The sequence below is a fragment of the Streptomyces sp. AK02-01A genome, assembly GCF_033795305.1.
Taxonomy (GTDB): domain Bacteria; phylum Actinomycetota; class Actinomycetes; order Streptomycetales; family Streptomycetaceae; genus Streptomyces.
This window is the reverse complement of record NZ_JARBAE010000011.1, coordinates 52824-70997: the sequence shown is the minus strand read 5'-3', so window position 1 is coordinate 70997 and position 18174 is coordinate 52824. Positions and strand designations below refer to the sequence as shown.

The 18174-nt window shown below is 70.3% G+C and carries 16 protein-coding genes; 9 read left to right on the top strand and 7 right to left on the bottom strand.

The genetic code is table 11. The features are described 5' to 3' along the window. The first annotated feature begins 168 nt into the window (after positions 1 to 168). The 4 genes from PV679_RS13660 to PV679_RS13645 all read left to right on the top strand — a co-directional run bounded on the left by PV679_RS13660 (position 169) and on the right by PV679_RS13645 (position 4681). Positions 169 to 1836: a Hint domain-containing protein gene (locus tag PV679_RS13660; protein ID WP_319680451.1), complete on the top strand. Its 1668-nt coding sequence runs from the start codon at positions 169 to 171 to the stop codon at positions 1834 to 1836. After that, complete coding sequence (locus tag PV679_RS13655; protein ID WP_319680450.1) at positions 1833 to 2747, top strand: hypothetical protein; 915 nt, start codon at positions 1833 to 1835, stop codon at positions 2745 to 2747. Before PV679_RS13660 ends, PV679_RS13655 begins: the two co-directional genes overlap by 4 nt. Continuing rightward, entirely contained in the window at positions 2744 to 3781 is a 1038-nt protein-coding gene (locus tag PV679_RS13650) for a phosphotransferase (RefSeq protein ID WP_319680449.1), read from the top strand. Before PV679_RS13655 ends, PV679_RS13650 begins: the two co-directional genes overlap by 4 nt. A 129-nt stretch (positions 3782 to 3910) precedes the next feature. Continuing rightward, entirely contained in the window at positions 3911 to 4681 is a 771-nt protein-coding gene (locus PV679_RS13645; protein WP_319680448.1) for a hypothetical protein, read from the top strand. Here PV679_RS13645 and PV679_RS13640 read toward each other — a convergent pair. After that, entirely contained in the window at positions 4674 to 5042 is a 369-nt protein-coding gene (locus tag PV679_RS13640) for a DUF192 domain-containing protein (protein WP_319680446.1), read from the bottom strand. The two genes, PV679_RS13645 and PV679_RS13640, sit on opposite strands and share 8 nt — an antisense overlap. 67 nt (positions 5043 to 5109) lie before the next feature. Between PV679_RS13640 and PV679_RS13635 the strand changes: the two genes are divergently transcribed. Beyond that, complete coding sequence (locus PV679_RS13635) at positions 5110 to 5988, top strand: A24 family peptidase (RefSeq protein WP_319680444.1); 879 nt, start codon at positions 5110 to 5112, stop codon at positions 5986 to 5988. A 458-nt stretch (positions 5989 to 6446) separates the two neighbouring features. On the opposite strand, the gene mgrA is transcribed toward PV679_RS13635, so the two are convergent. After that, entirely contained in the window at positions 6447 to 7484 is a 1038-nt protein-coding gene (mgrA, locus tag PV679_RS13630; protein ID WP_319680443.1) for an L-glyceraldehyde 3-phosphate reductase, read from the bottom strand. Between the two features lie 147 nt (positions 7485 to 7631). Between mgrA and PV679_RS13625 the strand changes: the two genes are divergently transcribed. The 4 genes from PV679_RS13625 (at position 7632) to PV679_RS13610 (ending at position 12824) form a co-directional block, all read left to right on the top strand. Next, positions 7632 to 8393, top strand: a complete 762-nt coding sequence (locus PV679_RS13625) for an isoprenyl transferase (RefSeq protein ID WP_319680544.1) — start codon at positions 7632 to 7634, stop codon at positions 8391 to 8393. 499 nt (positions 8394 to 8892) lie between these two features. Continuing rightward, complete coding sequence (locus PV679_RS13620) at positions 8893 to 10215, top strand: PhoH family protein (RefSeq protein WP_319680442.1); 1323 nt, start codon at positions 8893 to 8895, stop codon at positions 10213 to 10215. 386 nt (positions 10216 to 10601) lie between these two features. Then, positions 10602 to 11300, top strand: coding sequence for a transglycosylase SLT domain-containing protein (locus tag PV679_RS13615; protein WP_319680441.1), 699 nt, complete (start codon positions 10602 to 10604; stop codon positions 11298 to 11300). A 162-nt stretch (positions 11301 to 11462) separates the two neighbouring features. After that, positions 11463 to 12824 carry an AI-2E family transporter gene (locus PV679_RS13610; RefSeq protein WP_319680440.1) on the top strand — a complete coding sequence of 454 codons (1362 nt, stop codon included), beginning with the start codon at positions 11463 to 11465 and terminating at the stop codon, positions 12822 to 12824. 63 nt (positions 12825 to 12887) lie between these two features. Here the strand turns inward: PV679_RS13610 and PV679_RS13605 are convergent, their stop codons facing one another. From PV679_RS13605 to PV679_RS13585, 5 genes are all read right to left on the bottom strand, one after another. Then, on the bottom strand, positions 12888 to 13421 hold the full coding sequence (locus tag PV679_RS13605; RefSeq protein ID WP_319680439.1) for an alkyl hydroperoxide reductase: 534 nt from the start codon (positions 13419 to 13421) through the stop codon (positions 12888 to 12890). A 7-nt stretch (positions 13422 to 13428) separates the two neighbouring features. Next, positions 13429 to 13983 carry a peroxiredoxin gene (locus PV679_RS13600; protein WP_319680438.1) on the bottom strand — a complete coding sequence of 185 codons (555 nt, stop codon included), beginning with the start codon at positions 13981 to 13983 and terminating at the stop codon, positions 13429 to 13431. 365 nt (positions 13984 to 14348) lie between these two features. After that, complete coding sequence (locus tag PV679_RS13595) at positions 14349 to 16748, bottom strand: ABC transporter permease (protein WP_319680437.1); 2400 nt, start codon at positions 16746 to 16748, stop codon at positions 14349 to 14351. Continuing rightward, positions 16745 to 17431: an ABC transporter ATP-binding protein gene (locus PV679_RS13590; RefSeq protein WP_319680436.1), complete on the bottom strand. Its 687-nt coding sequence runs from the start codon at positions 17429 to 17431 to the stop codon at positions 16745 to 16747. Before PV679_RS13590 ends, PV679_RS13595 begins: the two co-directional genes overlap by 4 nt. Next, entirely contained in the window at positions 17428 to 17952 is a 525-nt protein-coding gene (locus PV679_RS13585; protein ID WP_319680435.1) for a PadR family transcriptional regulator, read from the bottom strand. Before PV679_RS13585 ends, PV679_RS13590 begins: the two co-directional genes overlap by 4 nt. Positions 17953 to 18174: the final 222 nt, after the last annotated feature.

The window sequence follows — 18174 nt, the reverse complement described above, 5'->3', positions numbered from 1 at the left end:
CATACGCGAAGGGGCCTGTTCCGCGGTGGTCGACGCGTACCGGGCCCCCTTCCGCGCGCCCGCGGTTGAGCCCGGGATTGGGTCCTGGGGCCCACGACGGCGCGAGGTCCGCCGCCTAGCGTCGTGGTCATGTCGCCAACGGGGGTTGTGGGCCGGTTCTGTCGTCGTGTGCGGAAGTCCGTTCCGCGCACCGGTACGCGTCTGCCGGGGCTGCGCGGGGCGCAGTCGGGGCAGACCGCGGTGGAGTACGTGGGTCTCCTCGCGGTCGTCATCGCGATCGTCGGTGCGCTGGTCGCGACGGGGATCGGGCCCGCGCTGGCGGACGGCATCAGTACGCGGGTGTGCCGCATCACGGGCGGCGGCGACTGCGGTGGCGGCCAGGACACCGAGGCCGCGGGGGACAGGCGCGGCGAGGACGGTCCCGGTGACGCCGCCGCCACCGGCGATCCCGCCGCCACCGGCGAACCCGCCGCCACCGGTGACGGCAGGACGCCGGCTCAGCAGGACTACGAGGCCGCGCTGAAGGAGCTTCAGGACGCCCGGGCCGCCGAGAAGTCGGACGCCGACAAGGCGGCGGAGGCGGCCAGGGAACTGGCGAAGATCCTGGCGGACGAGCTGGGCATCACCGACGCCCTGGACTGTGTCACCAAGGGCGACATGGGCGCCTGCACGGAGACCCTGATCAATGTGCTGCTCAGCGTCATCGGCGGCGCGGTCGGCAAACTCGCGGCGAAGTACGGAGCGCCGTGGAAGTGGAAGAAGGCCGTCGAACTGGTCAGGAAGCTCAAGAAGCACGGCGGGGATCTGTACGACGGTCTCACCGGGCTGCTCAAGAACCGCAAGAAGGTCGGCGAGACCGAGGACAGACTCGCCGACGCGAAGCGGAAACTCGACGCCGAGAACAAGGGCAAACCGAAGGACGACGACGGCAGAACCAGTGACAAACCGCCGGCCTGTCCCGTCAGCCACAGCTTCCCGTCCGGCACTCCGGTGCTCCTCGCCGACGGCGGTCGCCTGCCCATCGAGCGGGTGCGGACCGGAGATCTGGTCAGCGCCACCGACCCGGTCACCGGTCGGACGACGGCCAGGAAGGTGACCGACACCTTCGTCACCCACGCCGACAAGGAGTTCACCCGGCTGGCGGTGCGCACCGGCTCCGGTACGGCGCTCGTCACCGCCACGGACACCCATCCCTTCTGGCTCACCGACCGGCGCCGCTGGGCCGCCGCCGGTGACATCCGGCCCGGCGCCGCTCTGCGGACCGAGCGCGGCGGCTCGCTGAAGGTCCTCGCGGCCAGGCACTACACGCAGCGGCGGACGACCTACGACCTGGAGGTCGACGGCACTCACACCTATTACGTCGGTGTCGGCGCCGCCGTCGCGCTCGTCCACAACAACGACTGCGAATGGCCCGTGGCGGACAGTGTGCAGGGTCCCGCCGCAGGCAAGACCCTCAAGCGGCCGAACAAGCGCCACACCGTCAGCGGCGCCGCGCACGGCGAGGTGAAGCCGTCGAACACGATCATCCTGCGGGGAATGGAGAAGCAGGTCGACGACGACATCAAGGCCATAGCCGAGGGCAGGGCCAGGCTGGATCCCGACGGGAACACGTACCGCGTCAACGGCCGCTCCTACGAGGTGAAGTCGAACGGCACGGTCTTTCCGAAGGACGGCCCGGGACTCGTCAATCTGGACCGTGTCGAATACTCGGCGCTCCAGTTGATCGCGAAGGGCGATCCCAAGTCGCTGCAGCAGCTTGAGAGGAACCCGAAGTTCACCAACAATCCCCAGGCTGTCGCCAAGGCCAGAGAGATCTACGAGGGAACGTACAAGTGATCTGCAATTTCCTGCTCAGCCGGCGCCTGGAGCCGGCCGCGCTCGCGGCGGGGCTCACGGACGCGGCACGGGTGCCGGCCGGGCAGGCGGATGTCCGCCGCGAGGACGACGACCAGGCCGAGCGCGACTGGGAGGCTCCGGTGCTCTGTACGTATCACTATGTGCGCGGCGACGTGGTGATGAGCCTGGACATCCAGGTACGCCACGAGCCGGGTGCCCGGCCGGCCGGCGCGCCGTCGAGCGAGGCGGAGCTGGCGGCGGCCTTCGCCGGGCGTACGGGGGTCGCGGTCCTCTATCCGGACGACCGGGCCGACCCGGAGACATACTGGCTGGCGGACCCGGTGGGCACGGTGACCCGGGCCCGGCTGGTGGCGTCGGACGACGAGCCGCCGCGTTACACCGTCGACGCCGTCGAGACGCCGGTCTCCGCCTTTCCCGGCGCCGAGGTGACTCCGCTCGCCGAGATCCTCCGGTCCGAGCGGATCCCGGCTCCGGTCGCCGAGGCCGTCGGCTCGGACAGTCCGGCCGCCGTGTCGCTCTTCGTCTGGGAGCGTCTCGGCCGGCGGATGGAGAGCGGCTGGGCGCCGTCCGGCCGCTATCTGCCGGAGTTGTACGCGGAGGATCTGTCGGCGCGCGACGCGTTCGACCGGCAGATCGGCCAATGCGCCGTCCCGGAGCGGGAGTCGCTGCTGCGTGCCGTGGCGGAGCTGGACGAGTTGTTCCGCGAATACACGGTGGACGACGCCGGAGCGGCGTCGTCGGCGGCGGCACCCGGCGGTGGTGGCTGGTGGTGGCGGCGACGGCCACGGCGGCTGCCGTGGCCCGCCGGATCCGGATCGTACGGCGCGCCGTCGTCCGGCGCTTCGCGATCCGGCGGGTCGGCGCCCGACGGCCCTGGGAGCGGCACATGAGAGTGGCAGGTGTGCCCTTCGGCGCGGAGCTGCGGGCCGCGCTGGGCGTCCCGGAGCGGGTGCGCGAACTCGGCAGCAGCCCGCGTTCGCTGGTCCGGCGGGTCGAGTTCGCGGACGGCACGTCCGCCGTCGTCAAACAGCTCACCGAAGGTCCCGGCGCCGCCGAGCGGTACGCGCGTGAGGTCGCCGGGCTGCGGCTCGCGGGCCGGGTCGAGCCTTCCGTCGTACCGCGGCTGCTCGGTACGGACGAGCGCGAACGGGTGCTGGTCCTGGAGTGGCTGGAGCACCGGCCGCCGGACGGCGGATGGCAGGTCCCGTACGCGGCGGCCCTGGCCCGGCTGCACGCCGCCGCTCCCGCCGACGGCGTGGCGGCGCTGCCTCGCTGGAAGGGACCGACGGGCGACGACATCGAGCCCTTCCTCGCGTTCGCCGGCGCGCTCGGCGCCGCCGTCCTGCCCGCCGTCCGTGACGAACTGGGCGCGCCGGCCGAGCGTCTGGGTCGGCCGCCGGGCCGGGCCGCCCTGCTGCACGGTGATCCCTGTCCGGGAAACGATCTGCACACCGAGGACGGCATCCGGTTCGTCGACTTCGAGCAGGCTTCTCTCGGCGACGGTCTGACGGAACTCGCCTATCTGCGGATCGGCTTCCCGACCTGCTGGTGTGTCACCGCCATTCCGGAACCGCTGCTGGAGGCGGCGGAAGCCGCCTACCACGCGGCCTGGCGCGACGCGACCGGCCGCGAACCGGAAGGCGATCCGGCCGACACCTGCGCGGGCCGGCTGATCCGCGGCGACGCACTCGTCCAGCGCGCCCAGCGGGAGACCGTGGACCAGCTCGCCCGGCTCACGCGGGAGGACTGGACGTGGGGGACGGCGACAGCCCGGCAGCGACTGGTGCACCGCCTCGGCGTGGTCGGGCGGATGACCGGCGACAGCGCCGCACTCGGCGGGCTCGGCCGGCTCAGTACGGAGCTGAGGCACAGGATGCTCGCTCGCTGGCCGGCGCTGCGGCCGGTGCCGGAGCGGCGTCCGTAGGGCCGGAGCGGCGAACGGGTTTGGGCCCGTGGGCCCATGCGCGGCGATGAGAACGGCTGTTAGCTTCCGCTGAGCGCCTCCGGTCACGGCCGGTGACGCCGGACGGCGCGCGGGAGAGAGGATCAACGGATGAGGGTGGGCACCGTGGGTATGGCGCAGCGCATCACCTTCGCCGCGACGGCGGCCGCTCTCACGCTGGGGCTCGTGGGCGCCTGCGGAGGCGCGGAGAGGACCGGCGGCCGGGCGACGGCGGACCGGCCGGCGAAGGAAGCCGGCGCGGATGGTCCGGCCCGGCGGTCGCCGCAGCCGGCCGTGACGGGCGCGGGCGGCGCCGGCGGACGAGTGCTGAGCAGGGCCGAGCTGGACAGGGCGGTCCTCGCGGCGGGCGACGTAGCGGAGTTCACGGTCGCTCCGGCGGACGCGCCGCCGCCGGGCGGCGAGAGCGCCGACCGGCCCGAGTGCGCCGCTCTCGTGGCGGTGATCAACGGCCGGCCGGAGCCACTCGCGAAGGCCGCCGTGTACCGGCAGCTCATCGGCGCGGAGAACGGCCGGCCCGCGGTCTTCGAATTCCTCACCGCGCACGGCACACAGAACGCGGCCGTCCTGTTCAGCCGGCTGCGCGCGGCGGTCACGGCCTGCGAGGACGGTTTCACCGGTGCCGGTGGTGACAGCACCTCCAAGTACAGCGCGGTGAAACGGCTCAGCGCGCCCGAGGCCGGCGACGACACACTCGCCTACCAGGTGACGGGCGACTTCGACGGCGATCCGGTGCCGCTGGTCTTCCATCTCCTGCGGGTGGGCGGCACGGTGGCGACGTTCTACACCGCCAACCTTGAGAACGCCACGACTCCGCGCATCCCGGACGCCCTGCTCACGGCGCAGGCCGCCAAGCTCAGCTAGCGCCCGTGTCCGGCTTCAGCTCCAGCCGGGCGCCGGGCCGTATGCCCCACCGCGCCATCGTCCCGGCCTCCGCCTCCAGCACATGGCGCGCCCGCGGACGCGGCCACGGGAGCCGTCCCGGCTTGAGCGTATGGACATGTACGACCTTCAACTCCTTGTCCAGATAGGCCACATCGAGAGCGAAGCGCATCCGGAAGGTGTGCACACTGCTGCACGGTGTGAGGAGCAGCGCGCCGTCGATCCCGTCGCGTCCGAGCAGTCCGCGCCTGCGTGTCCGGTACGAGGCGGCGATCTCCAGATCCACCGATCCGTCCTGTCCCGCGACCGTCAACTTCCCGTGTCCGTCACGCCATTTCCCCATGGCTCCAGACCGTAGCGCCCGGCGTGCCGCGCCGGGCCCCGGCGGACGGATCTGGGCCCCTGGACCCATGACCGCGGCCGGCCTCCGCTCTAGGGTCGTCGATGTGTACGCCACGCTGATCGTCGTCGCCGTCCTCTGGGGTGCTGTCACCGGACGGCTGCTGCCGCGCGCCGCGTACCGGCTCTCGGTCGAGCCGGAGGACGAGTGGCGCGACGGCTGCCCGGCCGGGCACCCGATCACCGGGCCCGCTCGCGGCTGGCTCGGCGGCGCGGGATGCGCGACCTGCGACGCAGCCGCGCCTTCTGCTACGCGGCCCTCTCGCACGCGGTGGTGGCCGGGCACCGGAACCGGCGGCCAGGAAAGCCCAGGCGCGGGCGCACCCGCCGACGGCGTCCGCGTCCCTTACGCTCCCTCGATCCCGGTCACCGTCATCGCCGTACTGGTCTGCGCGGCCCTCGCCGCGTCCACCGGCCCTCGCCCCGAGCTCGCGGTCTGGCTGCTTCTCGCGCCCTTCGCCCTGCTTCTCGCGCTTGTCGACCGCAATGTGCACCGCCTTCCCGACCGGCTGACCCTGCCGCTGGCCGCCGCTGCCGCCGCGCTGCTCGGCCCGGCCGCGCTGCTTCCCGGCGACGGCGGCTCCTGGCCGACGGCGCTGCTCGGCGGAGTGGTGCTCGGCGCCTGCTACTTCGCGCTGTTCGTGATCAATCCTCGGGGCATGGGCTTCGGCGATGTCAAGCTCGCGCTCTCGCTCGGCGTCGCGCTCGGCTGGTACGGCTGGCCGGTGCTGTTCACCGGCGCCTTCGCCGGGTTTCTGCTGGGTTCGCTGTACGGGCTCGGACTGATGCTGCTTCGCCGGGCGAGCCGTAAGTCGGCGATCCCCTTCGGCCCGTTCATGATCCTGGGCGCCCTGCTCGGCATCGTCCTGGGCGGCCTCGCCGCCGCGTAGCGCGACCGCTCGCACCGGCCGGCGCGAGATCCGCCGGGAAAGGCGCCCGAGCACTCCACGGTGCGCCGAGCCGCCGCTTCCGGCGGGCGGGCACCGCTCGCCGTGTGTGTGGTGGTGGCCGGTGCCGGAGGCGGCCTCCCTCGCGCGCTCACCGCCCCTCCGCGCCGGGATCGCTCCTGTGGGTGACGACCCGGCGTGGCGACTTCTCGCCACGCCGGGCCCCAGAAACCCTTGTGGGGCCCGGAATCCCGGGCCCCACACGGTGCCCGGCGGCTTCCGCTGAGACATCGAAGCCCGCTGTGGCACCCAACAGCACTTACGAAGGGTTATGGTGGAAACCCCCCCTCGGGCCGGTCCGTATCCCCCCCACGGACCGGCCCGTTTTCTGTGCCGGGCCGCCGACCGGCAGTCGGCGGACTGGGCGGAGGGCCGTTACGCGGGCCCGCCGCCGCGGAGCGTCAGCTCCGGCCGGCCCAGATGTTCGTGCCCTCGGTGTCCACCGCGAAGTGGTCGATCTCCTTGAGATCGTCGGCGGAGAGCGGCGCACCGGCCAGCGCCGCGACATTCTCGTCGAGCTGCTTCACGCTCGACGCGCCGATCAGCGCGGAGGTCATCCGCGAGTCACGGAGCACCCAGTTCAGCGCGAGCTGTGCCAGCGACTGACCACGACGCCGCGCGATCTCGTTCAGCCCGTTCAGCCGCCGCGTGACCTCGTCCGAGAGCAGATCCGGGTTCAGGGACTTGCCCTGGGTGGCCCGCGAACCCTCCGGAATTCCCTTCAGGTACTTGTTCGTCAGCAGCCCCTGCGCGAGCGGCACAAAGGAGATGCAGCCCATTCCGGCCGACTCCAGTGTGTCGAGCAGACCGTCGTCCTCGATCCAGCGGTTGATCATCGAGTAGGAGGGCTGGTGGATAAGGGCCGGGACACCCATCTCCTTCAGCAGCCTGGCCGCCTCGGCGGTCTGCTCCGCGGTGTACGACGAGACACCGACGTACAGCGCCTTGCCCTGCCGCACGGCGGACGCCAGCGCTCCCATCGTCTCCTCAAGCGGAGTCTCCGGGTCGAAACGGTGCGAGTAGAAGATGTCGACGTAGTCGAGGCCCATCCGGTCCAGGGACGCGTCCAGCGAGGACAACAGGTACTTACGGGAACCCCACTCCCCGTAAGGACCGGGGTGCATCAGATAGCCCGCCTTGGTCGAAATGATGAGTTCATCCCGGTAGGCGGAGAAGTCCTGGGCGAAGATCTTGCCGAAATTCAGCTCGGCGGATCCGGGCGGCGGACCGTAGTTGTTCGCCAGGTCGAAGTGCGTGACGCCGAGATCGAAGGCGCGGCGCAGGATCGCGCGCTGCGAATCGAGGGTGCGGTCGTCACCGAAGTTGTGCCAGAGGCCGAGCGAGATCGCGGGCAGTTTCAGGCCACTGCGACCGCTGCGCCGGTACTCCATGGAGTCGTACCGGTCATCGGCTGCGAGGTAAGAGGGAAAATCAGTCACGTCTCATTCCTTATCACGTACTTGTGACAGGCCGGGTTGGGTGACCGTGGTGACCGCGCAGTACTGTGACGGCTTCGGGGTCCTGGGCCGGCCCCAGGATCCCGCCAGCGGACGCGCCGGTCCCCATGGAATCGAGAGGTGGACTCAGTGAACCTGCGCGACCTGGTGTACGGGCTCTATGCACGCCGGGTGGAAGGCCGCCTCGATCACGCCCAGGTGCCCAAGCACATCGGCGTCATCCTCGACGGCAACCGTCGCTGGGCCAAGGCGTCCGGCGGTACGACCGAGCAAGGACACAAGGCCGGCGCCAGCAAGATCCTGGAACTGCTCGGCTGGTGCTCCGAGACCAATGTCGAGGTCGTCACCCTCTGGATGCTCTCCACGGACAACTTCGACCGTCCCGAGGAAGAGCTCGTCCCGCTGCTGGGCATCATCGAGAACGCGGTCCGCGATCTGGCGGCCGACGGCCGCTGGCGGGTGCACCACGTCGGCACGCTGGACCTGCTGCCGGGCCGCACGCAGACCGTCCTCAAGGAGGCCGAACAGGCCACCATCGACAACAAGGGGATACTCGTCAATGTCGCCGTGGGCTACGGCGGCCGGCAGGAGATCGCGGACGCCGTCCGCTCGCTGCTGATCGACCACGCGAGCAAGGGCACCTCCTTCGAGGACCTCGCCGAGATCGTCGACACCGACATGATCTCCTCGCATCTCTACACGCGCGGCCAGCCCGATCCCGACCTGGTCATCCGCACCAGCGGCGAGCAGCGTCTCTCCGGGTTCATGCTGTGGCAGAGCGCCCATTCGGAGTACTACTTCTGCGAAGTCTTCTGGCCGGCCTTCCGCAAGGTCGACTTCCTGCGGGCGCTGCGTGACTACGCGGCACGTCACCGCCGCTACGGATCCTGACCACCGCACCCGGCGGACCTCCGTGGCCGACGGGCCGCGTCGCGCGACGGAGGGCCGCCCGGCGTATTCGGGTGATCCGCACGACACGGCGGGGCGCGATGCCCGGCGTCAGGATCCCGTAAAGGCCCGCGGCAAGGGGCCTAGTCCCGTAAGGCATCCGGGCCTCCGCTCCGGCGCGCGCTCCCCGTACGCCCGGTCTCTTCACCCGGGATTCATCCACCGTCCGTCATATGCCATGGCATGGCGGCGCGCGTTCGAGGGCATACCTCCTCCAGGTCGACGTCCGAAAAGTACTGGCAGCGATGTCAGCGGATGTCGCATCTCAGCGGACGGCATGGGGCCGTCCGCCCGGGAGGCCCTTTGCACCAGGACGACCGTGCGGTGAGACGTACGGGCGACATGGAGGGCCGGAGTTCGGCCCGCGCATGGGGCCCGAGCCCGGCCCACCCGCCCGCGACGCCGTCGCACCCCGACCTCAGCCGAGGGGGTACGTCCTTCCGTGGTGACCAGCACAAAGCGCCGCATGCCCGACAGGCGCACCTATGTTCTCGACACCAGCGTCCTGCTGGCCGATCCGAACGCCATGTCCCGCTTCGAGGAGCACGAGGTCGTGCTCCCGATCGTGGTGATCACGGAGTTGGAGGCCAAGAGGCACCATCCGGAGCTCGGCTACTTCGCCCGGCAGGCGCTGCGCTTGCTCGACGACTTCCGAATCCGCTATGGCCGTCTCGACGCCCCCATCCCGCTGGGCGACCTGGGCGGCACGCTGCGCGTCGAGCTCAACCACTCTGATCCCGGCATCCTGCCAGCCGGCTTCCGATTGGGGGACAACGACTCACGGATTCTCGCGGTCGCGCGCAATCTGCAGGCCGAGGGGTACGACGTCACGGTCGTCTCCAAGGATCTGCCGCTGCGCATCAAGGCGTCGTCGGTCGGACTTCTCGCCGAGGAGTACCGCGCCGAACTCGCCATCACCGACTCCGGCTGGACAGGGATGAGCGAGCTGTCGCTCGCCGCTGATCAGGTGGACCTCCTCTATACCGAGGAGACGGTCCATGTGCCCGAGGCGAGCGAGCTGCCCGTGCACACCGGGCTGGTGCTCCAGTCCGAGCGCGGCAAGGCGCTGGGCCGGGTCACCGCCGAGGGAAATGTCCGGCTCGTCCGCGGCGACCGTGAGGCCTTCGGGATCCACGGCCGCAGCGCCGAGCAGCGCATCGCCCTCGACCTCCTCCTCGACCCGGACATCGGCATCGTGTCGATGGGCGGCCGGGCCGGCACCGGCAAGTCGGCGCTGGCCCTCTGCGCGGGCCTGGAGGCGGTCCTGGAGCGCCGGCAGCATCAGAAGGTGATGGTCTTCCGGCCGCTGTACGCGGTCGGCGGCCAGGAGCTCGGCTATCTGCCCGGCACCGAGGCCGAGAAGATGAGCCCCTGGGCGCAGGCGGTCTTCGACACGCTCTCCGCGGTCGCCGGCCGTGAGGTGATCGAGGAGGTGCTGGGTCGCGGCATGCTCGAAGTGCTGCCGCTCACTCACATCCGTGGCCGCTCGCTGCACGACGCGTTCGTCATCGTCGACGAGGCCCAGTCCCTGGAGCGGAACGTCCTGCTGACCGTTCTGTCCCGGATCGGCGCGAACTCCCGGGTGGTGCTCACCCATGACGTCGCGCAGCGGGACAACTTGCGGGTGGGCCGGTACGACGGGATCGTCGCCGTCGTCGAGAAGCTCAAGGGCCATCCGCTGTTCGCGCATGTCACTCTCACCCGCTCCGAGCGTTCGCAGATCGCCGCGCTCGTGACCGAAATGTTGGAGGACGGCCAGATCTAGCCCGTATCACCACAGTTGGCGCCGCCCGGTGAAGCCGAAGAGCTTAGCCGGGCGGCGTTGTGCTGCGCCGCCATTTCCATATATCTCGTGTGGCAAACGGGGTGTGAGCTTTCACACGCAAGGAAGAATTGCCTCACGGTGTCGCCGTCCGGCAGAGTCTTGCTTCCGTCAGGCCCCGCATGCGGCACACGTACACCTCCACAGGTGTGGCACCACACAACTCAACAACTGCCGCCGCATGCCGCCCGTGCACCACGCGGCAGTCCCCGCAAGGGGGTTGTCCAGCGGGCCCGTGTCTCCCGTGACCCAGCAGTGGGGAGGCCAGTGACAGGGGCACGATCGCGCCCGCGAGGTCACCTATGCGGGCGATGCTGGAAGGACACCGTGTGAGCCGGATCTCGGTCCGGGGATTCGCCGTGGCATCTGCCACTGCGGTCACCACCGTCGGCGCTGTCGTGGGTGTCGCCTCGGGCGACCCTCAGACCTCGAACGACAACTTCGAGGCGACCGCAGCCGACACGACGCTCCTCGCAGACATCCCCGCAGGCCAGCAGGCGCAGGTCCAGACCGCGTCGCTGACGCAGCAGGCCGACGTGCAGGCGGCCGCCGCCGACGCGACCGCGAAGAAGTCCGCGGAGGAAGCGGCCCGCATCCAGGCCGCCAAGGACGCCAAGGCGAAGAAGGAAGCCGCTGACGACAAGGTCGAGCGCGAGCGCGCGGCCAAGGAAGCGGAAGAGCGCGCGAGCCGCGACGAGGTGCGTTCCGCCAGCGCCTTCGCGCCGCAGAGCTCCTACTCCATCGCCCAGGTCCAGGCGATCGCCCGGCAGATGATCCCGGCCGACCAGTTCCAGTGCTTCAGCAACATCGTGAGCCACGAGTCGGGCTGGAACTACACGGCGCAGAACGCCTCGTCCGGCGCGTACGGTCTCGTCCAGGCGCTCCCCGGCTCGAAGATGGCCTCGGCCGGCGCGGACTGGCAGACCAATCCGGCCACCCAGATCAAGTGGGGCCTGAACTACATGAACGGCCGTTACGACAGCCCCTGTGGCGCCTGGTCGTTCTGGCAGGCCAACAACTGGTACTAGAGGTACTGAAAGCCCCGTCCGGCCCGCATCGGGCCTGATCGGTACTCAACCTCGCGAAGCCCCTCGCCGTCCCTACGGCGGGGGGTTTCGTACGTGTACGGTCGGTTCGGACGGCTCCCGGGGGAGCGAGTGGAGAGCCCCCCGGGGGGAAGAGGGAACATCATGTCAAGAGTGCCAGGATGGCTGGGTCGGCTGGGCGCGGAACTGACCCTTATCGGAGAGCGCTTGGACGAGCGCAGGGCCGAGGCGGAGGCCGAAGAGCCCCTCGGGTCCCCGGCGGCGCCGAAGAGTGTGCCTCCGCCGCCCGCCCACGCGCCCGCCGTGTCCGCCAAACCCGACCCCGTCGCCGCCATCCCGTGGGGCATCCGCGTCGCGGGCGAGGCCGCCTGGCGGCTGCTTGTGCTGGCCGGCACGCTCTGGGTGCTGATGCGCGTGATCAGCGCCGTACAACTGGTCGTCCTGGCCTTTGTCGCCGGGCTGCTCATCACGGCCCTGCTCCAGCCCACGGTCGCCCGGCTCAAGGGCTACGGGGTGCCGCGCGGACTGGCCACCTCCCTCACCGCCATAGCGGGATTCGTCCTCATGGGACTGGTCGGCTGGTTCGTGGTGTGGCAGGTCATGGAGAATCTCGACGATCTCTCCAACCGGGTCACGGACGGTATCGACGAGCTGAAGCACTGGCTTCTCAACAGCCCGTTCCATGTGACCGAGGATCAGATCAATGACATCGCGAAGAATCTGAGCGACGCCGTCGGCACCAACACCGAGGAGATAACCTCGGCGGGCCTGCAGGGCGTGACCGTGATGGTCGAGTTCCTGACAGGCATGCTGCTGGCGATGTTCTCGACGCTCTTCCTGCTGTACGACGGCAGGCGGATCTGGGAGTGGACGCTCAAGCTGGTCCCGGCGCAGGCCCGGGAAGGCGTGGCGGGAGCCGGGCCGCGTGCCTGGCGCACTCTCACCGCCTATGTGCGCGGCACGGTCATCGTGGCGCTGATCGATGCGACCTTCATCGGTCTGGGGCTCTACTTCCTCGATGTGCCGCTGGCGGTGCCGCTGGCCGTCTTCATCTTCCTCGGCGCCTTCATCCCGCTGGTCGGCGCGGTGATCTCGGGCGCTCTGGCCGTGGTTGTCGCGCTGGTCACGCAGGACGTGTTCACCGCGCTGATGGTCCTGGCCGTCGTCCTCGCCGTCCAGCAGATCGAGGGCCATGTACTGCAGCCCTTCATCCTGGGCCGCGCGGTACGAGTGCATCCGCTCGCCGTCGTCCTCTCCGTGGCGGCCGGCGGACTGGTCGCGGGCATCGGCGGCGCGGTGGTGGCGGTGCCGCTGGTGGCGGTGACCAATACCGTCGTCGGCTATCTCCGCGCGTACAGCCAGGGACAGCACGTGCTGAGCTCACCTCCGCCGCCCGTCGAGGCAGCGGCCGACAGTGCGCCCGAACCGGCGCCCGCTCCGGTGTCCGCGGTCGTGGCACCGTCCGGCGCGGTCGTGGACCCGGAGGGCCGCGAGAACCAGGAGTGAGCCGGTCCGCTGTCCGAGTGGGCTCCGCGGACATTCCACGGAGCCCACTCGGACACCCGGCGCTCACTCGGCGAGGACGGCCTCGGCGTCGAGCGTCGTGCCCACGGCCTGGATCACCGAGGCGATCTTGAAGGCTTCCTGGACGGTCTCGCGGTCCATGCCCGCCTTGCGCAGCACCCGCTCGTGCGAGTCGAGGCACTGTCCGCAGCCGTTGACGGCGGAGACGGCGAGCGACCAGAACTCGAAGTCGATCTTCTCCACGCCCGGGTTGCCGATGACGTTCATCCGCAGTCCGGCGCGCAGCGAGCCGTACTCGGGATCCGACAGCAGATGCCGGGTCCGGTAGAAGACATTGTTCATCGCCATCATCGCGGCGGCCGACTTGGCGGCGGTGTACGCCTCGGCGCTCAGCCGGGCCTTCGCCTCCGGCGCCAGCTCGCGCAGTACCGTCGCCGAGCGTGAGGCGATCGCGCAGGCCAGCACCGTGCCCCAGAGGCGCTGCTGCGGCAGCTCGCTGTTGCCGATGACCGAACCGAGGTTCAGCCGCAGGTCCTTGGCGTAGTCCGGCAGGGCCGACTTCAGATCGTCGAGTGCCATCGCGGCATCACACGCCTGACAGAAGCTTGGCGGCGTCGAGGGTTTCCTCGCCCTTGTTCCAGTTGCACGGGCACAGCTCGTCGGTCTGGAGGGCGTCCAGCACCCGCAGGACCTCCTTGGGATTACGGCCGACGGAGCCCGCGGTCACCATCGTGAACTGGATCTCGTTGTCCGGGTCGACGATGAAGACGGCGCGCCGGGCGAAGCCGTCCTCGCCCTCGATGCCCAGGTCGCGCATCAGCTCGTGCCTGGAGTCCGCCATCATCGGGAAAGGCAGATCCCGCAGGTCCGGATGGTCCTTGCGCCAGGCGTGGTGGACATACTCGGAGTCGCCGGAGAAGCCGAGGAGCTGGGCATCACGGTCCCCGAAGTCCTTGTGCAGCCGGCCGAAGGCCGCGATCTCGGTCGGGCAGACAAAGGTGAAGTCCTTGGGCCAGGCGAAGACGACCAGCCATTTGCCTTCATAGGTCTTGTGGTTGATCTCTTCGAACTCCTTGCCGCTCTCCAGCGAGACACAGGCGGTCAGCTCGAACGAGGGGAACCTGTCACCAACAGTGAGCACGCGCACTCCTTGTGGGGGAGGAAATCCCTTTTGGGGGCTTCCGGTGGCCGGACAGGTTACTGATGGTGGCACAGAGAGCATGGAGCATAGAAATAACCTGCCATGGCCGCCGTCATGGATGCACCCGCCGTCGCGCGGTGGACCGTGCGCACCGGCCGGCCTGGGCCCTGTCTGACACATCCCGCCGGGCCTGCGACGCCTGGCACGCACGCTCACCGCGTTGTCGGAGTCATCCGAGTACGTCCAGTACACGGATGATCCTCCGCCTTGGGACCGCACGCACCAGACGCCGCGGGCCCCGCCCTCCGGGCGGACGGCGCTATGTGTCAGACACGCCCTAGCGGAGGGCCCGGCCGGCAGGAGCGTCACTCCGTCCGCAGGCCGTCCGGCCGCATCATGCGCCAGAGGAACGGCAGACTGCCCGCCGTCACCAGCAGGATCACGGTGACACCCGCGCCCGCGAAGGGCAGGAACACCGACCAGTCCTTGACCGGTTTGTTCACGATGTTCAGCATGGCGTCGCCGAGGACCAGCCCACCGCCGATCGCGAGGACGGTGCCCGCCAGGACCGGCACGGTGGTCCCCCACAGGACCGACCAGGCGAGGGTCGATCTCCGGGTGCCGAAGGCCACCAGTACGGACAACAGCCGCTTGCGCTCGCGGAGTTGCTCGATCTGTGAGACCAGCATGCTCGCGGCGATCAGTGCCAACGTGGCGGCGCCGCCGGCCAGCAGGCCCGTCTGCACGGTGGAGTACTGCTTGTCGCGCTGCATGTTCTGCAGCTTCCACACGCGCAGCGTCGGGTCGAGGCGCGCCGCGGTGTTGCGGACATACTCCTCGGCGTCGGGTGTCCGCTTGTCGATACGGACCGAGGCATGGGTCGTCCCTCCGGGCAGCAGGCCCGTGTCGACGGCTCCTGTGGTGGCGAGGATGCCATGGTGTTCGGTGCCCATCGGGTCGGGCACGGCCCGCACCGTACGAGTGGACGCGGGCAGGGTCCACAGCACCGGCTTCGAACCGTCGTTCACGGATCTGGTGTTGAGATCGACGGGCTTGCCCGGCCGGGCCGTCTCGTCGATCCAGGCATTGCCTTCCGTGCTCCCGGCCATATGGGAGACGAAGGTGTCCCCGTCCCGGCAGGAAGGCAGCCGGGCCAGTTCGCGCAAGGTGGCGCAGGTGCCGATCGTCAGGGTCGTGGTGGGCTGGATCTCGCCGCCGGAGACGGCCCCGGGCCGGATGGCATAAGCCTCGACGGTGCCGATGACCGCGGTGACTCCCTTGGTGTGGCGGAAGTCCTCGATCATCCGTTCCGCCAGCCTCCCGTCGCCGAACTCCGTGCTGATGTCGAGGTTGGCGCGGACGGTGTCCTGGCCCGTCGGTCTCAGGAAGTCCTCCTGTATCCCGCCGAACATCATCTGCAGCGCGATGGCTCCGGCCACGGCCACGGTGATACCGCTCATGGCGCGGGCCGCGGTGCCGCTGCTGAGCTGGAGGCGGCGCATGGCGAGCTGCCAGGGCACGGGACCGCCTCGCAGCCTGGCCACCACCGCCTCGACCAGCCAGGGCAGCAGGGCGGTGAGGCCGGTCAGCACCAGGAGTGTCCCGGCCGCGACGGGATACGGATCGACTCCCTTGCTGTCGCCTTCGACGGTCTCGGTCAGAGCGAGGACGGCGATGCCGACGACGGGCATCAGCAGCCGCCACCAGAGCCGGCGCCGGCGGGGGCCGGCGTCGCGTACGACGCCGAGTGGTTCGATGGCGACCGAGCGCAGGGCGGCGAGGGTGACCAGGACGGCCGAGGCCGGTACGGCGAACACGATGAGCGCGGCGAGCGCGGGCACCGGTGCGATGTCGGACGGGAAGGCGCTCAGGCTCCACAACTGGACACCGCCCGCCAGTGGTCTGGTGGCCAGGAAGATCCCGGCGCCGAGGAGCAGTCCCAGCACCGCGCCGCACAGGGCCTCGCCCGCGGCGATGCGCCGGGTCATCCTGGTGTCCGCGCCGACCAGCCGCAGCGCGGCGAGCCTGCGGTCCCTGCGGTCGCCGCCGAACCGGACGGCGGTGGCGATGAAAACGGCCACCGGCGCGAGCAGCACCGCACAGATCAGGATGATCAGCACCACCAGGACCGGACTCATCGGGCGCCCGGAGTCGTCTGAGCCGTAACCGGCCGTCCGCTGGGCGCCCTTGTCGGTGGAGAGGGTGTCGCTGCCCGCGTAGAAGCGCAGTTCGCCGGGGGCGAGCAGGCCGCGGTCGGCGATGGTGCCGACGACCCGGTAGTCCAGCCGCTCCTTGAGAAGCGCGCCGTCCGGTGAGCCGAGCAGGTCGCGCAGCGCGGGCGAGACGACCATGTCGCCGGGGCCCGGCAGTGCGGTCACGCCGGGCGGCTTCGGAGCCTTCGGGCCCTCCGGCCGCAGCAGTTGACCGCCGACGGAGTCACCGTGGTACTCGGTGTCCGCGTCGGTCCACAGCAGCGTCGAGCCGCCGGCCGGTGTCCGTTCCTCGGAGGATGCGTCGGCGATCGACCGCGCGTCGCCGCGTTCCGCGCGGGCGGCGGTCATGTGCGGTACGGACGCCGCGAAGAAGAGCAGCGCGACACCGAGTCCGACACCCACCGCCGTGAGCGCGGTACGGGCCCAGCCCTCGCGACCGCCGGACACGGCGAACCGGATGCCGAGCGCGAGGTCGCGCGGCCAGGCGCCGATGCCCGAGGAGCTGGATTCCGGCCGTGTGGCGGAGGTGTTCCGCCGGTCGAGGAGGGTCATCCCGCGTGCTCCGGATCGCGGCACTTTCCGTCGCGTACGACGACCTCACGGTCCGAGTAGGCGGCGACCCGCGCCTCATGCGTGACCAGTACGACGGCGGTACGAGCGGACCTGGCCGCGTCGGTCAGCAGCTCCATCACCCGCTCACCGTTGAGCGAGTCGAGCGCTCCGGTCGGCTCGTCGGCGAAGATCACGCGCGGATCGCCGACCAGCGAGCGGGCGACCGCGACCCGCTGGCCCTGTCCGCCGGAGACCTCGCCGGGACGCTTGTGCCCGATGCCGTCGACCTCCAGGCGCTCCAGCCACGTCAGCGCGGCGTGCTCCGCCTCCTTGCGGCGGGTGCCCGCGAGCCGCAGCGGCAGCGCCACATTCTCCAGACAGGTCAGCTCGGGCACGAGCTGGCCGAACTGGAAGACGAAGCCGAAGGCGTGCCTGCGCAGGGCGCTGCGCTCGGAGTCCGTCATGGCGCTCAGCGTCCGGCCCTCGTAGGTGATGGTGCCCGAGTCGGGACGGACGATCCCGGCGAGGCAGTGCAGCAGGGTCGACTTCCCGGAGCCGGACGGGCCCATGACGGCGACGACCTCGCCCGGATGGATGGAGAACGAGGCGCCGTCGAGCGCGGGAGTGGGGCCGTACGCCTTGCGCAGCTCCTCGGCGACGAGCAGGGAACCGGCGGGCGTCATGCGCGCACCTGCTCGGCGAGTTTGTCCAGCCGGGCCGCGGCCAGCTCCAGCCAGCGCAGATCGGCATCCAGATGGAACAGCGCGTGGTCACAGATGAGCTGGTCGGCGAGGTCGCCGTGCCGCTTGCGGTCGGTGAGGACACGCATCAGCCGCAGATGTTCGGCGCGCTGGACGTCGAGGAGTTCGGTCGCGCTGCGTCCGGTGAGCAACGCGAGGACGAGCTTGGTGTAGAGCGTCGACTGGAGGTAGGGCTCCGGCTTCTCCGGCTGGGCGAGCCACCGCGCGACATCGGTGACACCGGCTTCGGTGATGGCGTACCGCTTGCGCTCGGGACCGCCTCCGGCCTCTATGCCGTCGACCTCGACGAGGCCGTTCTTCAGCAGCCGGGACATGGTCGAGTAGACCTGTCCGTAGTGGAGCGGCCGGTCGTGGCCGAATTTCTCGTCGAAGGCGCGCTTGAGGTCGTAGCCGTGGCGCGGTCCGGACTCCAGAAGCCCGAGGAGGGTGTGGCCGATTGACATGACAGGCACTCTACACCGCGTGTATACCCCTTGTGTATAGTGAGGGTCCTCCGGCTGTGGCGTCTCCTCGCCAACGCCGTGTTGACCTTGTCCGACCTGGGTGTTCGCCATGGTCTGATCTCGATGTCACCCACGATCCGCCTCAAACCCGTCTCGGCCGCCGGTGGCTGAAGCGCCGGTCGGCCAGGACCGCACGGCCAAGGGCGCAGCCGGTCACCGGCT